Annotated in this window: 13 protein-coding genes; 6 read left to right on the forward strand and 7 right to left on the reverse strand. The window is 73.5% G+C overall.

What is annotated here, in order from left to right; genetic code table 11:
* Positions 1–2: 2 nt before the first annotated feature.
* Together ACIRD8_RS23680 and ACIRD8_RS23685 are read right to left on the reverse strand one after the other, a co-directional pair.
* Positions 3–788 carry an SDR family oxidoreductase gene (locus ACIRD8_RS23680; RefSeq protein WP_403994881.1) on the reverse strand — a complete coding sequence of 262 codons (786 nt, stop codon included), beginning with the start codon at positions 786–788 and terminating at the stop codon, positions 3–5.
* The gene (locus ACIRD8_RS23685; protein WP_403994884.1) at positions 785–1954 is read right to left on the reverse strand and encodes an acyl-CoA dehydrogenase family protein; all 1170 of its coding nucleotides are present in this window, start codon (positions 1952–1954) and stop codon (positions 785–787) included. Before ACIRD8_RS23685 ends, ACIRD8_RS23680 begins: the two co-directional genes overlap by 4 nt.
* A gap of 46 nt (positions 1955–2000) precedes the next feature.
* Here ACIRD8_RS23685 and ACIRD8_RS23690 point away from each other — a divergent pair, with 46 nt between their 5' ends.
* Genes ACIRD8_RS23690 through ACIRD8_RS23710 form a run of 5 tightly spaced genes read left to right on the forward strand, consistent with a single transcriptional unit; the run spans position 2001 to position 6934 of the window.
* Positions 2001–2849 (forward strand): enoyl-CoA hydratase, encoded by an 849-nt coding sequence (locus tag ACIRD8_RS23690; protein ID WP_403994887.1) that lies wholly within the window; start codon positions 2001–2003, stop codon positions 2847–2849.
* Positions 2849–4024, forward strand: a complete 1176-nt coding sequence (locus tag ACIRD8_RS23695; RefSeq protein ID WP_403994890.1) for an acyl-CoA dehydrogenase family protein — start codon at positions 2849–2851, stop codon at positions 4022–4024. Before ACIRD8_RS23690 ends, ACIRD8_RS23695 begins: the two co-directional genes overlap by 1 nt.
* Complete coding sequence (locus ACIRD8_RS23700) at positions 4024–5007, forward strand: acyl-CoA dehydrogenase family protein (RefSeq protein ID WP_403994893.1); 984 nt, start codon at positions 4024–4026, stop codon at positions 5005–5007. The genes ACIRD8_RS23695 and ACIRD8_RS23700 overlap by 1 nt, the downstream gene beginning before the upstream one ends.
* A gap of 25 nt (positions 5008–5032) precedes the next feature.
* Entirely contained in the window at positions 5033–6109 is a 1077-nt protein-coding gene (locus tag ACIRD8_RS23705) for an acyl-CoA dehydrogenase family protein (RefSeq protein ID WP_403994896.1), read from the forward strand.
* A 36-nt stretch (positions 6110–6145) separates the two neighbouring features.
* On the forward strand, positions 6146–6934 hold the full coding sequence (locus ACIRD8_RS23710; RefSeq protein ID WP_403994899.1) for an SDR family oxidoreductase: 789 nt from the start codon (positions 6146–6148) through the stop codon (positions 6932–6934).
* A 69-nt stretch (positions 6935–7003) separates the two neighbouring features.
* On the opposite strand, the gene hsaA is transcribed toward ACIRD8_RS23710, so the two are convergent.
* From hsaA to ACIRD8_RS23730, 4 genes are all read right to left on the reverse strand, one after another.
* The gene (gene hsaA / locus ACIRD8_RS23715) at positions 7004–8170 is read right to left on the reverse strand and encodes a 3-hydroxy-9,10-secoandrosta-1,3,5(10)-triene-9,17-dione monooxygenase oxygenase subunit (RefSeq protein ID WP_403994902.1); all 1167 of its coding nucleotides are present in this window, start codon (positions 8168–8170) and stop codon (positions 7004–7006) included.
* Between the two features lie 29 nt (positions 8171–8199).
* Positions 8200–9792 (reverse strand): FadD3 family acyl-CoA ligase, encoded by a 1593-nt coding sequence (locus ACIRD8_RS23720; protein ID WP_403994905.1) that lies wholly within the window; start codon positions 9790–9792, stop codon positions 8200–8202.
* A gap of 38 nt (positions 9793–9830) precedes the next feature.
* Positions 9831–10625 (reverse strand): SDR family NAD(P)-dependent oxidoreductase, encoded by a 795-nt coding sequence (locus ACIRD8_RS23725; protein WP_403994907.1) that lies wholly within the window; start codon positions 10623–10625, stop codon positions 9831–9833.
* Positions 10626–10730: 105 nt separating this feature from the next.
* Complete coding sequence (locus ACIRD8_RS23730; RefSeq protein ID WP_403994910.1) at positions 10731–12293, reverse strand: FAD-dependent oxidoreductase; 1563 nt, start codon at positions 12291–12293, stop codon at positions 10731–10733.
* Positions 12294–12468: 175 nt separating this feature from the next.
* Here ACIRD8_RS23730 and ACIRD8_RS23735 point away from each other — a divergent pair, with 175 nt between their 5' ends.
* The gene (locus tag ACIRD8_RS23735) at positions 12469–13080 is read left to right on the forward strand and encodes a TetR family transcriptional regulator (RefSeq protein WP_403994913.1); all 612 of its coding nucleotides are present in this window, start codon (positions 12469–12471) and stop codon (positions 13078–13080) included.
* A 42-nt stretch (positions 13081–13122) separates the two neighbouring features.
* On the opposite strand, the gene ACIRD8_RS23740 is transcribed toward ACIRD8_RS23735, so the two are convergent.
* A complete protein-coding gene (locus ACIRD8_RS23740) occupies positions 13123–14049 on the reverse strand; it encodes a 3-oxoacyl-ACP reductase (RefSeq protein ID WP_403994916.1) in 927 nt (308 codons plus the stop codon).
* Positions 14050–14130: the final 81 nt, after the last annotated feature.

The following is a 14130-nucleotide window of genomic DNA, read 5'->3' on the forward strand; positions in this document are numbered from 1 at the left end:
CTTCATGCTCTCTGGCTGCTGACGGAGACGGTCTCCCCGGTCATGTAGGAGGAGTATCCGCTGGCCAGGAAGACGATGACGTTGGCGATCTCCCACGGTTCGGCGTACCGGCCGAACGCCTCGCGTCCGGTGAGTTCGGTCAGCAGCCCCGGTGTGGTGACCTTGACCAGGTGCGGGTGCATGGCGAGGCTCGGGGCCACGGCGTTGACGCGTACGCCGAAGTCGGCGGCCTCCAGGGCGGCGCACCGGGTGAGGGCCATGACGCCGGCCTTCGCGGCGGCGTAGTGGGCCTGACCGCGCTGGGCTCGCCAGCCGATGACGGAGGCGTTGTTGACGACGATACCTCCGGTGTTCTGTTCCCCGAGGTGGCGCAGGGCGGCGCGGGTGCAGCGGAAGGTTCCGTTCAGGGTGACGTCGAGGACCTTCGACCATGCCTCGTCGGTCATGTCGACGAGGTCGGCGGTGCCCCCGAGTCCCGCGTTGTTGACGACGATGTCGAGGCCGCCGTGGTGTTCGGCGGCGAGCGCGAACAGGGCGTCGACCTGCCGCTGGTCGGTGACGTCGCAGGGCAGTGCGGCGACGTTGTCCGCCCCGAACTCCTCGGCGAGGGCGGCGGCGCTCTCCCCGAGGCGGCGTTCGTGGGCGTCGCCGATGACGATCCGGGCGCCCTCCTCGAGGAATTTGCGGGCGGTCGCTCCGCCGATCCCGGCGCCCGCGGCGGCGGTGATCACCGCGGTGCGGCCGTCCAGGAGGGAGTGCCCCGGTGCATAGGGCGGCGCTTGGGTCACGGGCGGTTCTCCTTGGGCAGGCCGAGGACGCGCTCGGCGATGATGTTGCGCTGGATCTCGTTGGATCCGGCGTAGATGGTGTCGGCGCGGGAGAAGAGGAACAGCCGCTGCCAGTCGTCGAGGTCGTACGGTTCCCCGGCGGCGACCGTGCCGCCGGCGCCCAGGACGCTCATGGCCAGTTCACCGAGTTCGCGGTGCCAGGTGGCCCAGAAGATCTTGCCGATGGACGCCTCGGGGCCGGGGGCGCCGGCCGCCACGCCGTCGAGCATGCGCAGGGCGTTGCACCGGATGGTCTCCAGCCCTGTCCAGGCGCGGGCCAGGCGGTCGCGGATCAGCGGGTCGTCGGCCGCGCCGTTGCGCCGGGCCAGGCCGATGAGGGTTTCCAGTTCGCGCCGGAAGCCGACCTGCTGTCCGAGGGTGGACACCCCGCGTTCGAAGCCCAGGGTGGCCATGGCGATCCGCCAGCCGTCGCCGGGTTCGCCGACGATGTGGCCGGCGTGGGTGCGGGCGCCGTCGAAGAAGACCTCGTTGAATTCGCAGGTGCCGGTCAGCTGCCGGATCGGCCGTATCTCCACGCCGGGCTGGTCGAGCGGCACCAGGAGATAGGACAGGCCGGCGTGGCGGGTGGAGCCCGTTTCGGTGCGGGCGACGACGAAGCACCACTGGGCGTCCTGGGCGAGTGAGGTCCAGGTCTTCTGCCCGGTGACCACCCAGTCGCCCCGGTCGTCCCGCTCGGCCCTGGTCCGTACGTTCGCCAGGTCGGAGCCGGCGTCGGGCTCGCTGTAGCCCTGGCACCAGAGTTCCTCGACGGCGACGATCGGCGGCAGGAACCTGGCCCGCTGCTCGGGGGTGCCGAACGCCACCAGGGTCGGGCCGAGCAGCTGCTCGCCGATGTGGTTGACGCGTGCGGGCGCGTCGGCGAGGGCGTACTCCTCGTGGAAGGCGACCTGCTGCTCGATGGTCGCGCCCCGGCCCCCGTACTCCTCGGGCCAGCCCACGCAGGTCCAACCCTCGGCCGCCATGTGCCGTTCCCAGGCGAGCCGTTCGGCGAAGGCCTCGTGCTCGCGTCCCGGCCCGCCGCGGCCGCGCAGATCGGCGAAGGGGCCGGTGAGGTGGGTGGCCAGCCAGCCGCGGATCTCGGTGCGGAACTCCTCGACGCTGCTCATGGGGGTACGTTAATCTACCAAACACTTGTTAGGGAAGGAGGGGCCGATGCCCGCTGCCCACGACGAACCGGTGCGCTACGAGAAGCAGGGCCCGGTCGCGACGGTGACCATGAACCGGCCCGACTACCGCAACGCGCAGAACTCCGCGATGACCTACGCCCTGGACCGGGCGTTCTACCGCGCGGCCGACGACAGCGAGGTGAGGACCGTCGTCCTGGCCGGGGCGGGCAAGCACTTCTCCGCCGGCCATGACATCGGCACCCCCGGACGGGATGCCCATCTCCCGTTCGAACGCAGGGCGGGGCTCTGGTGGGACCACTCGGACAAGGAGGGCGCGGAGAGCCGCTTCGCCCGTGAGTCCGAGGTGTATCTGGGGATGTGCCGCCGCTGGCGGGAGCTGCCCAAGCCCGTGATCGCGTCCGTGCAGGGCGCGTGTGTGGCGGGCGGTCTGATGCTCGCCTGGGTGTGCGACCTGATCGTGGCGTCGGAGGACGCCTTCTTCGCCGATCCCGTGGTCCGGATGGGGATCCCCGGTGTCGAGTACTTCGCCCACCCCTGGGTGATGCCGCCACGGATCGCCAAGGAGTTCCTCTACACCGGCGACCGCATGAGCGCCCGGCGGGCGTACGAGGTCGGCATGGTCAACCGGGTCGTGCCCCGCGAGGAACTGGCCGAGCGCACGAGGGAACTGGCGCTGCGCATCGGCGAGATGCCGCGCCTGGGTCTGGCCCTGACCAAGCGTGCCGTCAACCAGGCCGAGGACCTGCAGGGCCTGCACACCGGCCTGGACTCGGTGTTCGGCCTGCACCACCTGGCGCACGCCCACAACGCCGCGACCGCACCGGACGCGCTCGGCGGCATGGACATCCGGGCGATGAAGAAGGCGGGCGGCTGATGGACCTCGAAGTCGACGCGGCCGACGAGGCGTTCCGCACCGAGGCACGCGAGTGGCTGGCCACCCATGTCCCGGCCGTCCCCCTGCCGTCCCTGGAGACCGCCGAGGGCTTCGCCGCCCACCGGGACTGGGAGGCCACGCTGGCCGCCGGCCGCTGGTCGGCGGTCTCCTGGCCCGAGGAGTACGGCGGGCGGGACAGCTCGATCCTGCGCTGGCTGCTCTTCGAGGAGGAGTACTACGCCGCCGGTGCTCCCGGCCGGGTCAGCCAGAACGGCGTCAGTCTGCTGGCCCCGACGCTCTTCGAGCACGGCACCGCGGAACAGCGGGCCCGGGTCCTTCCCGCGATGGCACGCGGTGAGGTCATCTGGGCGCAGGCCTGGTCCGAGCCGGAGGCCGGTTCCGACCTGGCCTCGCTGAGGTCGACGGCCGTGCGGACCGAGGGAGGCTGGCTGCTCAGCGGCCAGAAGACCTGGTCGTCCCGGGCCGCCTTCGCCGACCGGGCCTTCGGGCTGTTCCGCAGCGACCCGGACGCGGACCGGCCGCACCGGGGGCTCACGTACCTGATGTTCCCGCTGGACGCCGAGGGTGTCACGGTGCGGCCGATCGGGCGGCTCGACGGGAAGCCGGCCTTCGCCGAACTCTTCCTGGACGAGGTGTTCGTCCCCGACGAGGACGTCATCGGCGAGCCGGGGCAGGGATGGCGGGTCGCGATGAGCACCACCGGAAACGAACGCGGCCTCACCCTGCGCAGTCCCGGGCGTTTCACGGCTGCCGCCGACCGGCTGACCGCCCTGTGGCGCGAGCACGGCGACCCGGCCGACACGGCGCTGCGGGACCGGGTCGCCGACGCGGTGATCGGAGCCCGCGCCTACCGGCTGTTCTCGTACGCGGGCGCCTCGCGCCTGCTGCACGACGAGGGCGGGCCCGCCGGGGCGGCCTCCAGCCTCAACAAGATCTACTGGTCCGAGCTGGACATCGCCCTGCACGAGACGGCGCTCGACCTCCTCGGCCCGTACGGCGAACTCGCCGACCACGCGCCCGATTCGCCCGCCCACGGAAGCTGGGCCGAGGGCTACACCTTCTCCCTGGCAGGCCCCGTCTACGCGGGCACCAACGAGATCCAGCGCGACATCATCGCCGAGCGGCTGCTCGGCCTGCCGAAGGGACGCCGGTGATGCGCTTCTCCCTGGACGCCGAGCAGCGGGATTTCGCCCGTTCCCTCGACGGTCTGCTCCACTCCTGCGACACCCCGGCCGCGATACGGGCGTGGTCGAACGGCGACCAGGGCCCGGGACGGACCGTCTGGGGCCGGCTGGCCGGGGCCGGGGTGTTCGCCCTCGCCGTGCCGGAGCGGTACGAGGGCTTCGGTGTGCTGCCCGTCGAACTCGCGGTGACCTTCACCGAGTTGGGGCGCCATGCGGTGCCCGGCCCACTGGTCGAGACGGTGGCGGCGGCCGCTCTCCTCGGCCGGCTCGACGACGACGTGGCCGCCGCCCGGCTGCCGGGGATCGCCTCGGGCGTGACCGTGGCCTCCCTCTGCCTCACCTCCCTCGGCCCGTACGCCCTGGACGCCGACGCGGCCGACTCGGTGTTCGTGGTGGACGGCGACACGCTGCGCCTGGCCGACGGCCCCGGGCCCGTACAGCCCTCGGCCGATCCCGCGCGGCGGCTGTCGCGGCCGCGCGGCGGGGCGGTCCTCGCCCAGGGGCCCGCGGTGGCCGCGGCGGCCGCGTACGCCGCCGATGTGGCCGCCCTGGTCACCGCCGCCCAGGCGCTCGGACTCGGCCGTGAGTTGCTGGCCCGTACCGTCGAATACGTCTCCCGGCGCACCCAGTTCGGCGTGGCCGTGGGCTCCTTCCAGGCGGTCAAGCACCGGCTGGCCGACACCCTGGTGGCCCTGGAGTTCGCCGAGCCGCTGGTGCACGGGGCGGCGCTCGCGCTCGCCGCGGGCGAGGACCACGCGGGGGGTGATGCCGCCGCGGCCAAGGTCACGGCGGGCGAGGCCGCGTACGGGGCGGCGCGCACGGCCCTCCAGTTGCACGGGGCCGTGGGCTACACCGACGAACTCGACCTGTCCCTGTGGATCCGCAAGGCACGCCCGCTGCGCGACGCCTGGGGCACTCCGGCCGCGTGCCGGGCCCGCGTCCTGGCCGGCTGACCCGACACCGAGGGGAGCAGCCCTGATGAGGCTGACTGAGGAGCAGGACGAGCTGCGGTCGGCCGTACGCTCGCTGCTGACGCGCCATCAAGGAGCCTCTGCGTGGCTGCCGTTGACCACGCAGATGGGCGTGGCGGCACTCGCCGTACCCGAGGAGTACGGCGGCGCGGGCGGCGGCGCGCGGGACGTCCATGTGCTGATGGAGGAGCTGGGGCGGAGTCTGAGCCCGGTGCCGTACCTGGGATCGGCGGTGCTCACCGCCGGGGCGCTGCTCGCCTCCGGTGACGAGGAGGCGTGCGGGCGGCTGCTGCCGGGGCTCGCCGAGGGCACCTCGGTGGGTGCGCTGGCCTGGGCCGAGCGGGGTTCCTGGGACCCGGCGGCGGTGCGTGCCCAGGCGGTCCCGGGCGGCCCCGGCGGGGGCTGGCTGCTCACCGGGGCCAAGGAACACGTGCTGGACCGGCCGCGGGTGGACGTGCTGCTCGTCGCGGCACGGACACCGGCGGGGGTGTCGCTCTTCGAGGTGGCGGTGGACGCTCCCGGAGTGTCGCGCGCCCCCGTCGTGACCATGGACGGGACCAGGAGCCAGGCCCGGTGGGCCCTGGAGGGCGCCGAGGGGCGCCTGCTGGGTGCGGACGGCGACGGCGGCCGTGCCCTGGAGCACGTACGGGACCTGGCGTGTGCGGCACTCGCCGCGGAGCAGGCCGGCGCCGCGGGGCGCTGCCTGGAACTCACCGTGGAGTACGCCAGGGAGCGTGTGCAGTTCGGCCGCTCCATCGGTTCGTTCCAGGCCGTCAAGCACCGGCTGGCTGACGCCTACGTCCTGGTGGAGTCCGCGCGTTCGGCGGCGCTCGGTGCGGCGTTCGCCGCCGACGAGGACCCGGGTGCGCTGCCGCGGGCGGCAGCCGTCGCCAAGTCGGTCTGCTCAGAGGCGTTCTCGGCGGTGGCCGGCGAGATGATCCAGCTGCACGGCGGGATCGGCGTCACCTGGGAGCACGACGCGCACCGGTACTTCAAGCGGGCGCACGGATCGGGCGAGCTGTTCGGCCCGCCCGCGCACCATCGGGAGCGGCTCGCCGCCGGGCTCGGCCTGACCACGCACTGAGCACCGTCCGCCCAGCCGACAGAGAGGCCTGAACACATGGACATCGGCGACCCGTTGGACTTCACCGGACGCGTCGTGCTCGTCACCGGCGGCACCAAGGGCATCGGTGCCGCCATCGCCGGGGCGTTCCTCGGCGCGGGTGCGGAGGTGGTGGTCTGCGGCCGGAACGCGCCGGGGGCACCGCCCTCGGCCGGGGGCCGGGAGGCGGTCTTCGTCCCGGCCGACGTACGCGACCCCACGGCCGTGGCCTCGCTGGTCGACACCATGGTGGGGCGCTTCGGCCGCCTCGACGTACTCGTCAACAACGCGGGCGGTTCCCCGGACGCCGACGCGGCCACGGTCTCGCCGCGTTTCGCCGAGAAGATCGTCGCGCTCAATCTGCTCGCGCCGTTCTATGTGGCACAGGCGGCCCACCGTGTCATGGCGGCCCAGGACGGCGGGGGTTCGGTCGTCAACATCGGCAGTGTCTCCGCCCACACCCCGCAGCCCGGGACGGCCGCGTACACGGCCGCCAAGGCCGGGCTGCTGGCCCTCACCAGGGCGCTGGCCCTGGAGTGGGCACCCGCGGTCCGGGTCAACCACATCACCACGGGGCTGATCCGCACCGAGAGCGCGGCGTCGGTCTACGGCGCCGACGGCGGGGCGTCGGTGGCCCGCGTCATCCCGATGGAGCGGATGGCGGTGCCCGAGGACGTGGCCCGCGCCTGTCTGTTCCTGGCGAGCGACCTGTCCGCGTACGTCAACGGCGCGGATTTGGCGGTGCACGGCGGCGGTGAGTTCCCCGCCCGCTGGCTCGCCGCGAAGGGCGCCTCCGGGGTGCGGTGAGAACTGGTTCGGTCCCGGACCCCCGCGGGGGTCCGGGACCGAACCAGTTCTCCGGCCGGCCGGGCCGCCTCAGACGAGGTTGTCCTCGACGGTCAGGCCGAACGCCCCGCGCCCGTACATGGCGAGGGCCCTCTCCACGTCGTTGGCGACGTGGACGCTGCCCGCGTGGGCGTCGCGCCAGGCACGCTCGACGGGGTTGCCGCGACGCAGCGCGTTGCCGCCCGCGGTCTTGAAGAGCAGGTCGATCGCGGCGACGGCCCGTTCGGTGCCCCGCACCTGGTCGCGCCGGGTGCGCAGCCGCAGCTCCATGGGGATCTCCTGCCCGGCGGCGGCGAGTTCGGACAGCTCGCGCAGGTTCCGGTCCATCTGGAGGACCGTCGCGTCGATGTCGGAGGCGGCGCGCGCGATGGCGACCTGGGCGAACGGGTCCTCGGTGAAGCTGCCGCCGCCGAGGCTGAGCCGTACCCTCTCCTTCATCCGCGACACGTACGACGCGTAGCCGCCCGAGACGGCCCCGATCACGGGGGCGGTGATGGCGCTGGTGAAGATCGCGCCGAACGGCAGCCGGTACAGCGGCCCCGGGTTGACCTGCTGTCCCGGCACCTTCAGCTGCGCCTGCTCGTAGTTGCGGAGCACCCGGTGGGCGGGCACGAACGCCGACTCGACGAGGATGTCGTTGCTGGCGGTGCCGCGGAGCCCGACCACGTCCCACATGTCCTCGATGCGGTAGTCGGACCGGGGCACCAGGACGGTGAGGAAGTCCACCGGCCGTCCCTGCGCCCCGACGACGAGGGCGCCGAGCAGCGCCCACGAGGCGTGCTCGCAGCCCGAGGAGAAACTCCACCGGCCGCTGAGTTCGTAGCCGCCGTCGACCGGGGTGAGCCGGCCCACCGGGGCGTACGACGAGGAGACACGCGTGTCCTGGTCCTCGCCCCACACGTCCTCCTGCGCCTGCTCGGGGAACAGGCCCAGCTGCCAGGGGTGGACGCCCAGGACGGACGCCACCCAGCCCGTGGAGCAGCACGCCGCGGAGATCTCCCGCACCACCTTGTAGAAGTCGACCGGGTCGCTCTCCAGGCCGCCGTACCGGGCCGGCTGGAGCATCCGGAACACACCGGCACCGGCCAGCTCGCGGACGGTGGCGTCCGGGATGCGCCGCGCCTCGTCCGTGGCGGCCGCCCGCTTGCCGATGGCCGGAAGCAGGGCGCGTACCGACTCCAGAACCTTGTTGTCCATCCGTCCGTACCTCCATGCCCTCGCCGGGCTCAGATCGTGCGCAGGGCGTTCTTGTCCACCTTGCCGGTGGCATTGCGCGGGAAGTCGTCGAGGACGACGACCTCGCGCGGGACCTTGAAGTTGGCGAGCCGCTCCCGGCAGTAGCCGACGAGCGTCTCGGGGTCGGGCCTGGTGCCCGGGCGAGGCGTGACGTAGGCGCGTCCGACCTCGCCGAGCCGTGCGTCGGGGACGCCCAGCACGGCGGACTCGGCGATGGCTTCGTGACCTGCGAGCACCTGCTCGATCTCGGCCGGGTAGACGTTGAATCCGCCGACCACGAACATGTCCTTGAGCCGGCCGGTGACGACCAGGTTGCCTCGGGCGTCGAGGTGGCCGACGTCCCCGGTGGCCAGCCATCCGTCCGGGTCGACGGCCGCGGCGGTCGCCTCCGGGTCGTCGAGGTAGCCGAGCATCACGTTGTAGCCGCGTACCAGGATCTCGCCGTCCTGTCCGGCCGGCAGCGGTTCCCGGCCGGGCCCGGCCACGCGTACCTCGACACCGTCGACGGGGCGCCCGGCGGTGAGGGCCACGGTCTCGTCGTCGTCGGCGGCGGAGCACACGGACACCGTGCCGCAGCTCTCGGTCAGGCCGTAGGCGGTGAGCACCTCGGGGAAGAGTTCCGCACGCATCCGCCGGACGAGGGCGACCGGCACGACGGCCGCTCCGGTGACGGCGAGCCGCAGCGACGACAGGTCGAAGCGGTCCCGTCCCGGCGCGTCCAGCAGTCCGGTGTGAATCGTGGGCGGGCCGGGCAGGACGGTGATCCGCTCGGTCTCGACGGCCCGGAGCGCCCGCTGTACGTCGAAAACCGGCTGCAGCACCATCGTGGCGCCCCGTACGAGGCAGGCCAGCACCCCTGCCTTGTAGCCGAAGCAGTGGAACATCGGGTTGATGACGAGGTAGCGGTCGTCGCCGGTGAGCCCGGTGCGGCCGGACCAGGCCCGGTAGGTGGTGAGGTTCTGCCGGTGGGTGGTCAGGGCGCCCTTGGGCCGGCCGGTGGTTCCCGAGGTGAAGAGCAGGTCCGAGGGGTCGTCGGGGCGTACGGCGGCGATGCGTGCGGTGGCTTCGGCCTCAGGCAGGCGCGCACCGTGCCGGAGGAACTCCTCCCAGGGCAGGGTGCCGGACGGCGGGGTGGCGTCGAGTGCCACCACCCGCTCCAGTGCGGCCGGCCGGGGCTCCGCCGCTCCCCCGTCGCCGGTGGTCAGCATCGACAGGTAGTCGTTGCCGAGGAAGCCGTTCTCGACGAACAGCAGCCGTGCTCCGCTGCGTTCCAGGAGGTGGCGTGCCTCGGCGCCCTTGTAGCGGGTGTTGACGGGGACGAGCACCGCCCCGGCCGAGGTGGTCGCGAGCGCGGCCACCACCCAGTGATGGCTGTTGGGTGCCCAGACGGCGACGCGGTCGCCTGCCTGGATGCCGAGGGCGATCAGCGACCGCACGGCCGCCCGTACCCGGTCGTGCAGCCGCGCCCAGGTCAGCCGTACGTCACCGTCCACGACGGCCTCACGGCCGGGGTGCCGGGCCGCGGCGCGTTCGAGGGTGGCGGGGATGGTGAGGGGGTGTTCGGCCTCGGTCGGTCCGCCCACCGGGAACGGGCTTCCGGAGCAGATGTTCTGACGGCCCATCAGGACGGCCGGGGCAGCAGGCGCGCGGATGCCTCGTGGGCGCCGAGCACCAGCTCGGCGCGGGGGAAGCCGCTGCGCTTCCTGGCGGTCTCCGCGTTTCCGCCGGCGACCCGCACCGGGCCGTCGGCCAGGTGTTCCAGCCCTTCCCGGGCGACGTCGTCCGGCTCCGCCACGCGCAGCCCGGGCAGGTCCATGCGGAGCCCCGCACGCTCCATGGCGGGGGTCCGGGTCACGCCCAGGACGAGTTCCAGCACGTGCACGCCGTGCGGGGCGAGTTCCAGCCACAGGCTCTCGGCGAAGACCCGGCTGAAGGCCTTGGCCGCCGCGTAGACGCCGATCCGCGCCTGGCCCAGGTAGCCGGCGAGCGAGCCGACGAGCATGATGCCGCCCCTCCCCCGCTCCTTCATCAGGGCGCCGAAGTGGTGGGTGAGGGCCAGCTGTGCGGTGATGTTCAGGTCCAGGACGCCCTGGACGCGGGCCAGGTCGCCGGACACGAACTCATGGCCGTAGCTGTTGGCGCCCGCGTTGAAGATCAGCAGACCGATCTCCAGACCGTCCGTGACCGCGCGGACCGAGGCGAGGGCCCCGGGGTCGAGCAGGTCGAGCGCGAGCGTGCGGACCTCGACACCCCTGGCGCGTACCCGGTCGGCGGTCTCCTCCAGCGGGCCGGGCCTGCGGGCGATCAGGACCAGGTTGATCCCGGCGTCCGCGAGCTGGTGGGCGAACGAGGCACCGACCCCCTCGGACCCTCCGGCGACGACCGCCCACGGTCCGTACACGCTTCTGTCGAGCATCAAGTACCTCTTTCCTGGCCGGCGGTGCCGTGACCGTAGAACGCCCGTCCTGAGCGGCGCCTCCGGGGATCCCACTGGCCGGGATGCCTCGTCGGCCGCCGCGGGTCAGGCCGGGCGGCCGGACCGCCCCGTCATGTGCCGGACGGCCAGGGAGGCGAAGACCATGGCGGAGCCGAGGGGCACACCGGGTCCCGGGTACACACGGCCCGTGAAGGACGCGCTGGTGTTCCCGGCGGCGTACAGGCCGGGGAGCGGGCGGCCGTCCGCGGCGAGGACACGGGCATGGGCGTCCGTGCGGAGCCCTCCCTTCGTGCCGAGGTCCGAGAGGACCAGCCGGGCCGCGTAGTACGGCGGCCGGTCGAGCGGGACCAGGCAGGGGTTGGGCCCCGGGGCGTTCCCGGTGGCGGCGAAGAACAGGTCGTACGGGTCCTCTCCACGGTGGTGGTCCTCGTCGGTGCCCGTGGCGGCGAAGCCGTTGAACCGGGCGACGGTGTCCGTCAGAGCACCGGCCGGTACGCCGATGAGCGCGGCGAGCTCGGGAAGCGAGTCCGCCCGTACCCAGGTGCCGGCCGCCAGGTGGTCCGCGGGGTCGGTGGGGGGCACGGTGATGGCGGGCAGCGCACCGCCCTCCCGGGAGTCGAAGACCAGGTGGACGGGCGACTCCGCTCCCCCGGCGGCGGCGATGGCGCGGCCCATGCGGTCGTACGGCAGTGACTCGTTGGCGAACCGGTGTCCCGAACCGTCCACGACCAGGCCCCCGCGCAGCCCGAGGGTGAACGCGGCGGATCCGTCGGGGAGTTCGGTACCCGGGCACCACCAGGCCTCGTCCATGAGCCCGGTGGCGGCGCCGGCCGCGACGGCGGCGCGCAGCACCTCCCCGGTGTTGGTTCCCCGGGGCGCCATGCTCCACGCCGCGCCGCCCGGCACCTTGTGCTCGCCGCGCAGCGTGTCGTCCCCCTCGAAGCCGCCCGCGGCCAGCAGTACGCCGCGCCGGGCCCGCACCCGGACGGTGCCGTGCGGCGTCCGGGCCTCGACGCCGGTGATCCAGCCGTCCTCGGTGACCAGCCCGGTGACATGGTGCCGGGTGCGGATGTGCGCCCGGCCGGTGCGGGTCGCGGCGAGCAGGAGACGGCCGATCAGGGCGCGGCCCGCGGTCAGCGGTGCGTCGGGGTGTCCCTGCCCGGCGCGGTCCCGGTCGATCGCCGGGCGTACGAGGGGGAGCAGGTCGCCGAGAAGGCCCGGGTCGAGGTCGAGCGGGACGACGGAGCGTCCGGCGTCCATCCGTCCGGGGGCGGCCACGTAGTCGGGGAAGGCGCGCCACTCGAACTCGACGGCCGGGTCCTCCTCCAGCCGGGCGACCAGTTCGGGCGCGTGCCGCAGGAAGGCGTCCTGGAGTTCCGCCTCGGCGTCACCGGTCAGGGCCCGCAGATAGCGTCCGGCCGCCTCGGTGGAGTCGTCGAGGCCGGCCCGGTCCTGCACCTGGGTGCCGGGCAGCCAGCAGGCGGCCCCGGAGTAGGCGGAGGTGCCGCCGAGCAGTGCCGTCCGTTCCAGTACGACGGTGTCGAGGCCGTCCCGGGCGGCCGTCAGGGCCCCGGTCATCGCTCCGGCACCGGACCCGACGACGATCACGTCGTGGGTGGCGTCCCATTCCTGCCGGCCGTCCCGCATGGGTGTGCCTCCTGCCGCTCGGTGGTGTGTGGCCTCAGCAGACCGTTTCCGGGGCGGCTCGGGCGGCCCGGTCCCGCTGACCGGTACGGCGGTGGGACGGCGCCTGACGCGGGGCCCGGCCCGGCGTATTGTCTGAGCGACCGTTGACACGAACCGAGCGCCAGGGGGTGAGAGCGTGCCCAGGATCGCCGAGGCCAGGGCGGGGGCCGAGCCCAGTTCGCCGAGGCAGCGCGCACGTCGTCAGAGCATCCTGAAGGTGGCGGCGGACCGTGCCGCGGAGGCAGGCCTCGATCGGGTGCAGATGCACGAGGTGGCCAAGTCGGCGGGGGTCGCGATCGGCACCCTGTACCGCTATTTCCCGTCGAAGACCCATCTGTTCACCGCGCTGATGGCGGACCGGATCGAGGGGTTCGCGGCGCGCGTGCCCGAACGCGCGGAGGGCACCTCCCCGGAGGACGCCGTCTTCGAGACGCTGAGAAGCGCCACCCGCAATCTGCTGCGCAGGCCGGCCCTCGCCACCGCGATGATCCAGTCGGCGAACGCCGCCCGTGCCTCGACCGTTCCGGACCTGGCGCGGATCGACTCGGGGTTCATCGACCTGCTGGGGCGGGCCTGGGGGGTGGAGCGGCCCACGGAGCACCACATCGCCCGTCTGCGGCTGCTCATCCTGCTCTGGTACGGGGTGCTGCAGTCCCGGCTCAACGAGCGGCTCTCCCCGGAGAAGGCCGACGCCGACCTGCGGACGGCGTGCCATCTGCTGCTCGCGCCGGGGCCGGACGGCGGCTGACCCGGCCGGCGGCAGGCGCCCCGGCCGGATCCACCGGCCGGTTCACGGCGTCTGCTGCGTACCCGTGGTGTCGAGTCCGGCGACGCTGTAGGCGGCGTAACTCCGGTGCGGGTCTCGTTCGCTGAAGTACGGAGTCAGCTGAGCGTCCAGCTCCTCCGGGGTGAAGGCGCCGTCGGCGGCGGTGAACTTCTGCTCCACGGTGGGCGGGGCCAGCAGGGCGACCATGTCTCCGTAGACGACGAAGACCTGGCCGTTGATCCCGTCGGCGGCCGGTGAGGCCAGGTGCGCGACGAGGGCGGCGACCCGCTCGGGGGCCATGATGTCGAGGCCGCCCGGTGCGTCCACGCCCTCGCCGAAGGCGTCCGCCGTCATGGCGGTGCGGGCCCGGGGGCAGATCGCGTTGGCGCGCACCCCGTAGCGGGCCAGGCCCTGCGCGGTGGCCAGCGTCAGTGCGGTGATGCCGGCCTTGGCGGCGGAGTAGTTGGGCTGGCCCGGGGAGCCGAACAGGAAGGCTTCGGAGGAGGTGTTGACCACGCGCCCGTAGACCGGGGTGCCGGAGGCCTTGCTCGCCGCGCGCCAGTGCACGGCCGCGGCGCGGGAGACACCGGCGTGGCCCTTGAGGTGGACGCGGATGACGTCGTCCCAGTCGGACTCGGTGAGGTTGAACAGCATCCTGTCGCGGAGCACGCCCGCGTTGTTGACGACGATGTCCAGGCCGCCGAAGCTCTCCACGGCGGCCTGGACCAGGCGGTCGCCCATGGACCAGTCGCCGACGTCCCCGGTCACCGCCACCGCCCCGGCGCCGAGGGCCTTGATCTCGGCGGCCACCTCGCCGGCCGACGGACCGACGTCGTTCACCACCACATTGGCGCCGAGCCCCGCGAGCGCCAGCGCCTCGGCGCGGCCGAGGCCCGCTCCGGCACCGGTGACGACGGCGGTGCGCCCCTCCAGGGTGTTCGTCGAGCTCATGGTGTGCCTCTCCCGTGTTCCGTCGGGCGTATGGATGTGCGGGCGCACCCCAGGGATGTGCCCGCTGGGGTGCGCCCGGCA

The sequence above is a fragment of the Streptomyces sp. NPDC102451 genome, assembly GCF_044765485.1.
GTDB lineage: Bacteria > Actinomycetota > Actinomycetes > Streptomycetales > Streptomycetaceae > Streptomyces.

Excerpts from the sequence above, each read along its gene's own strand:
- ACIRD8_RS23685 (WP_403994884.1), bottom strand. The coding sequence starts at position 1,954 with ATGAGCAGCGTCGAGGAGTTCCGCACCGAGATCCGCGGCTGGCTGGCC.
- ACIRD8_RS23690 (WP_403994887.1), top strand. The coding sequence starts at position 2,001 with ATGCCCGCTGCCCACGACGAACCGGTGCGCTACGAGAAGCAGGGCCCG.
- ACIRD8_RS23695 (WP_403994890.1), top strand. The coding sequence starts at position 2,849 with ATGGACCTCGAAGTCGACGCGGCCGACGAGGCGTTCCGCACCGAGGCA.
- ACIRD8_RS23700 (WP_403994893.1), top strand. The coding sequence starts at position 4,024 with ATGCGCTTCTCCCTGGACGCCGAGCAGCGGGATTTCGCCCGTTCCCTC.
- ACIRD8_RS23705 (WP_403994896.1), top strand. The coding sequence starts at position 5,033 with ATGAGGCTGACTGAGGAGCAGGACGAGCTGCGGTCGGCCGTACGCTCG.
- ACIRD8_RS23710 (WP_403994899.1), top strand. The coding sequence starts at position 6,146 with ATGGACATCGGCGACCCGTTGGACTTCACCGGACGCGTCGTGCTCGTC.
- hsaA (WP_403994902.1), bottom strand. The coding sequence starts at position 8,170 with ATGGACAACAAGGTTCTGGAGTCGGTACGCGCCCTGCTTCCGGCCATC.
- ACIRD8_RS23725 (WP_403994907.1), bottom strand. The coding sequence starts at position 10,625 with ATGCTCGACAGAAGCGTGTACGGACCGTGGGCGGTCGTCGCCGGAGGG.
- ACIRD8_RS23730 (WP_403994910.1), bottom strand. The coding sequence starts at position 12,293 with ATGCGGGACGGCCGGCAGGAATGGGACGCCACCCACGACGTGATCGTC.
- ACIRD8_RS23740 (WP_403994916.1), bottom strand. The coding sequence starts at position 14,049 with ATGAGCTCGACGAACACCCTGGAGGGGCGCACCGCCGTCGTCACCGGT.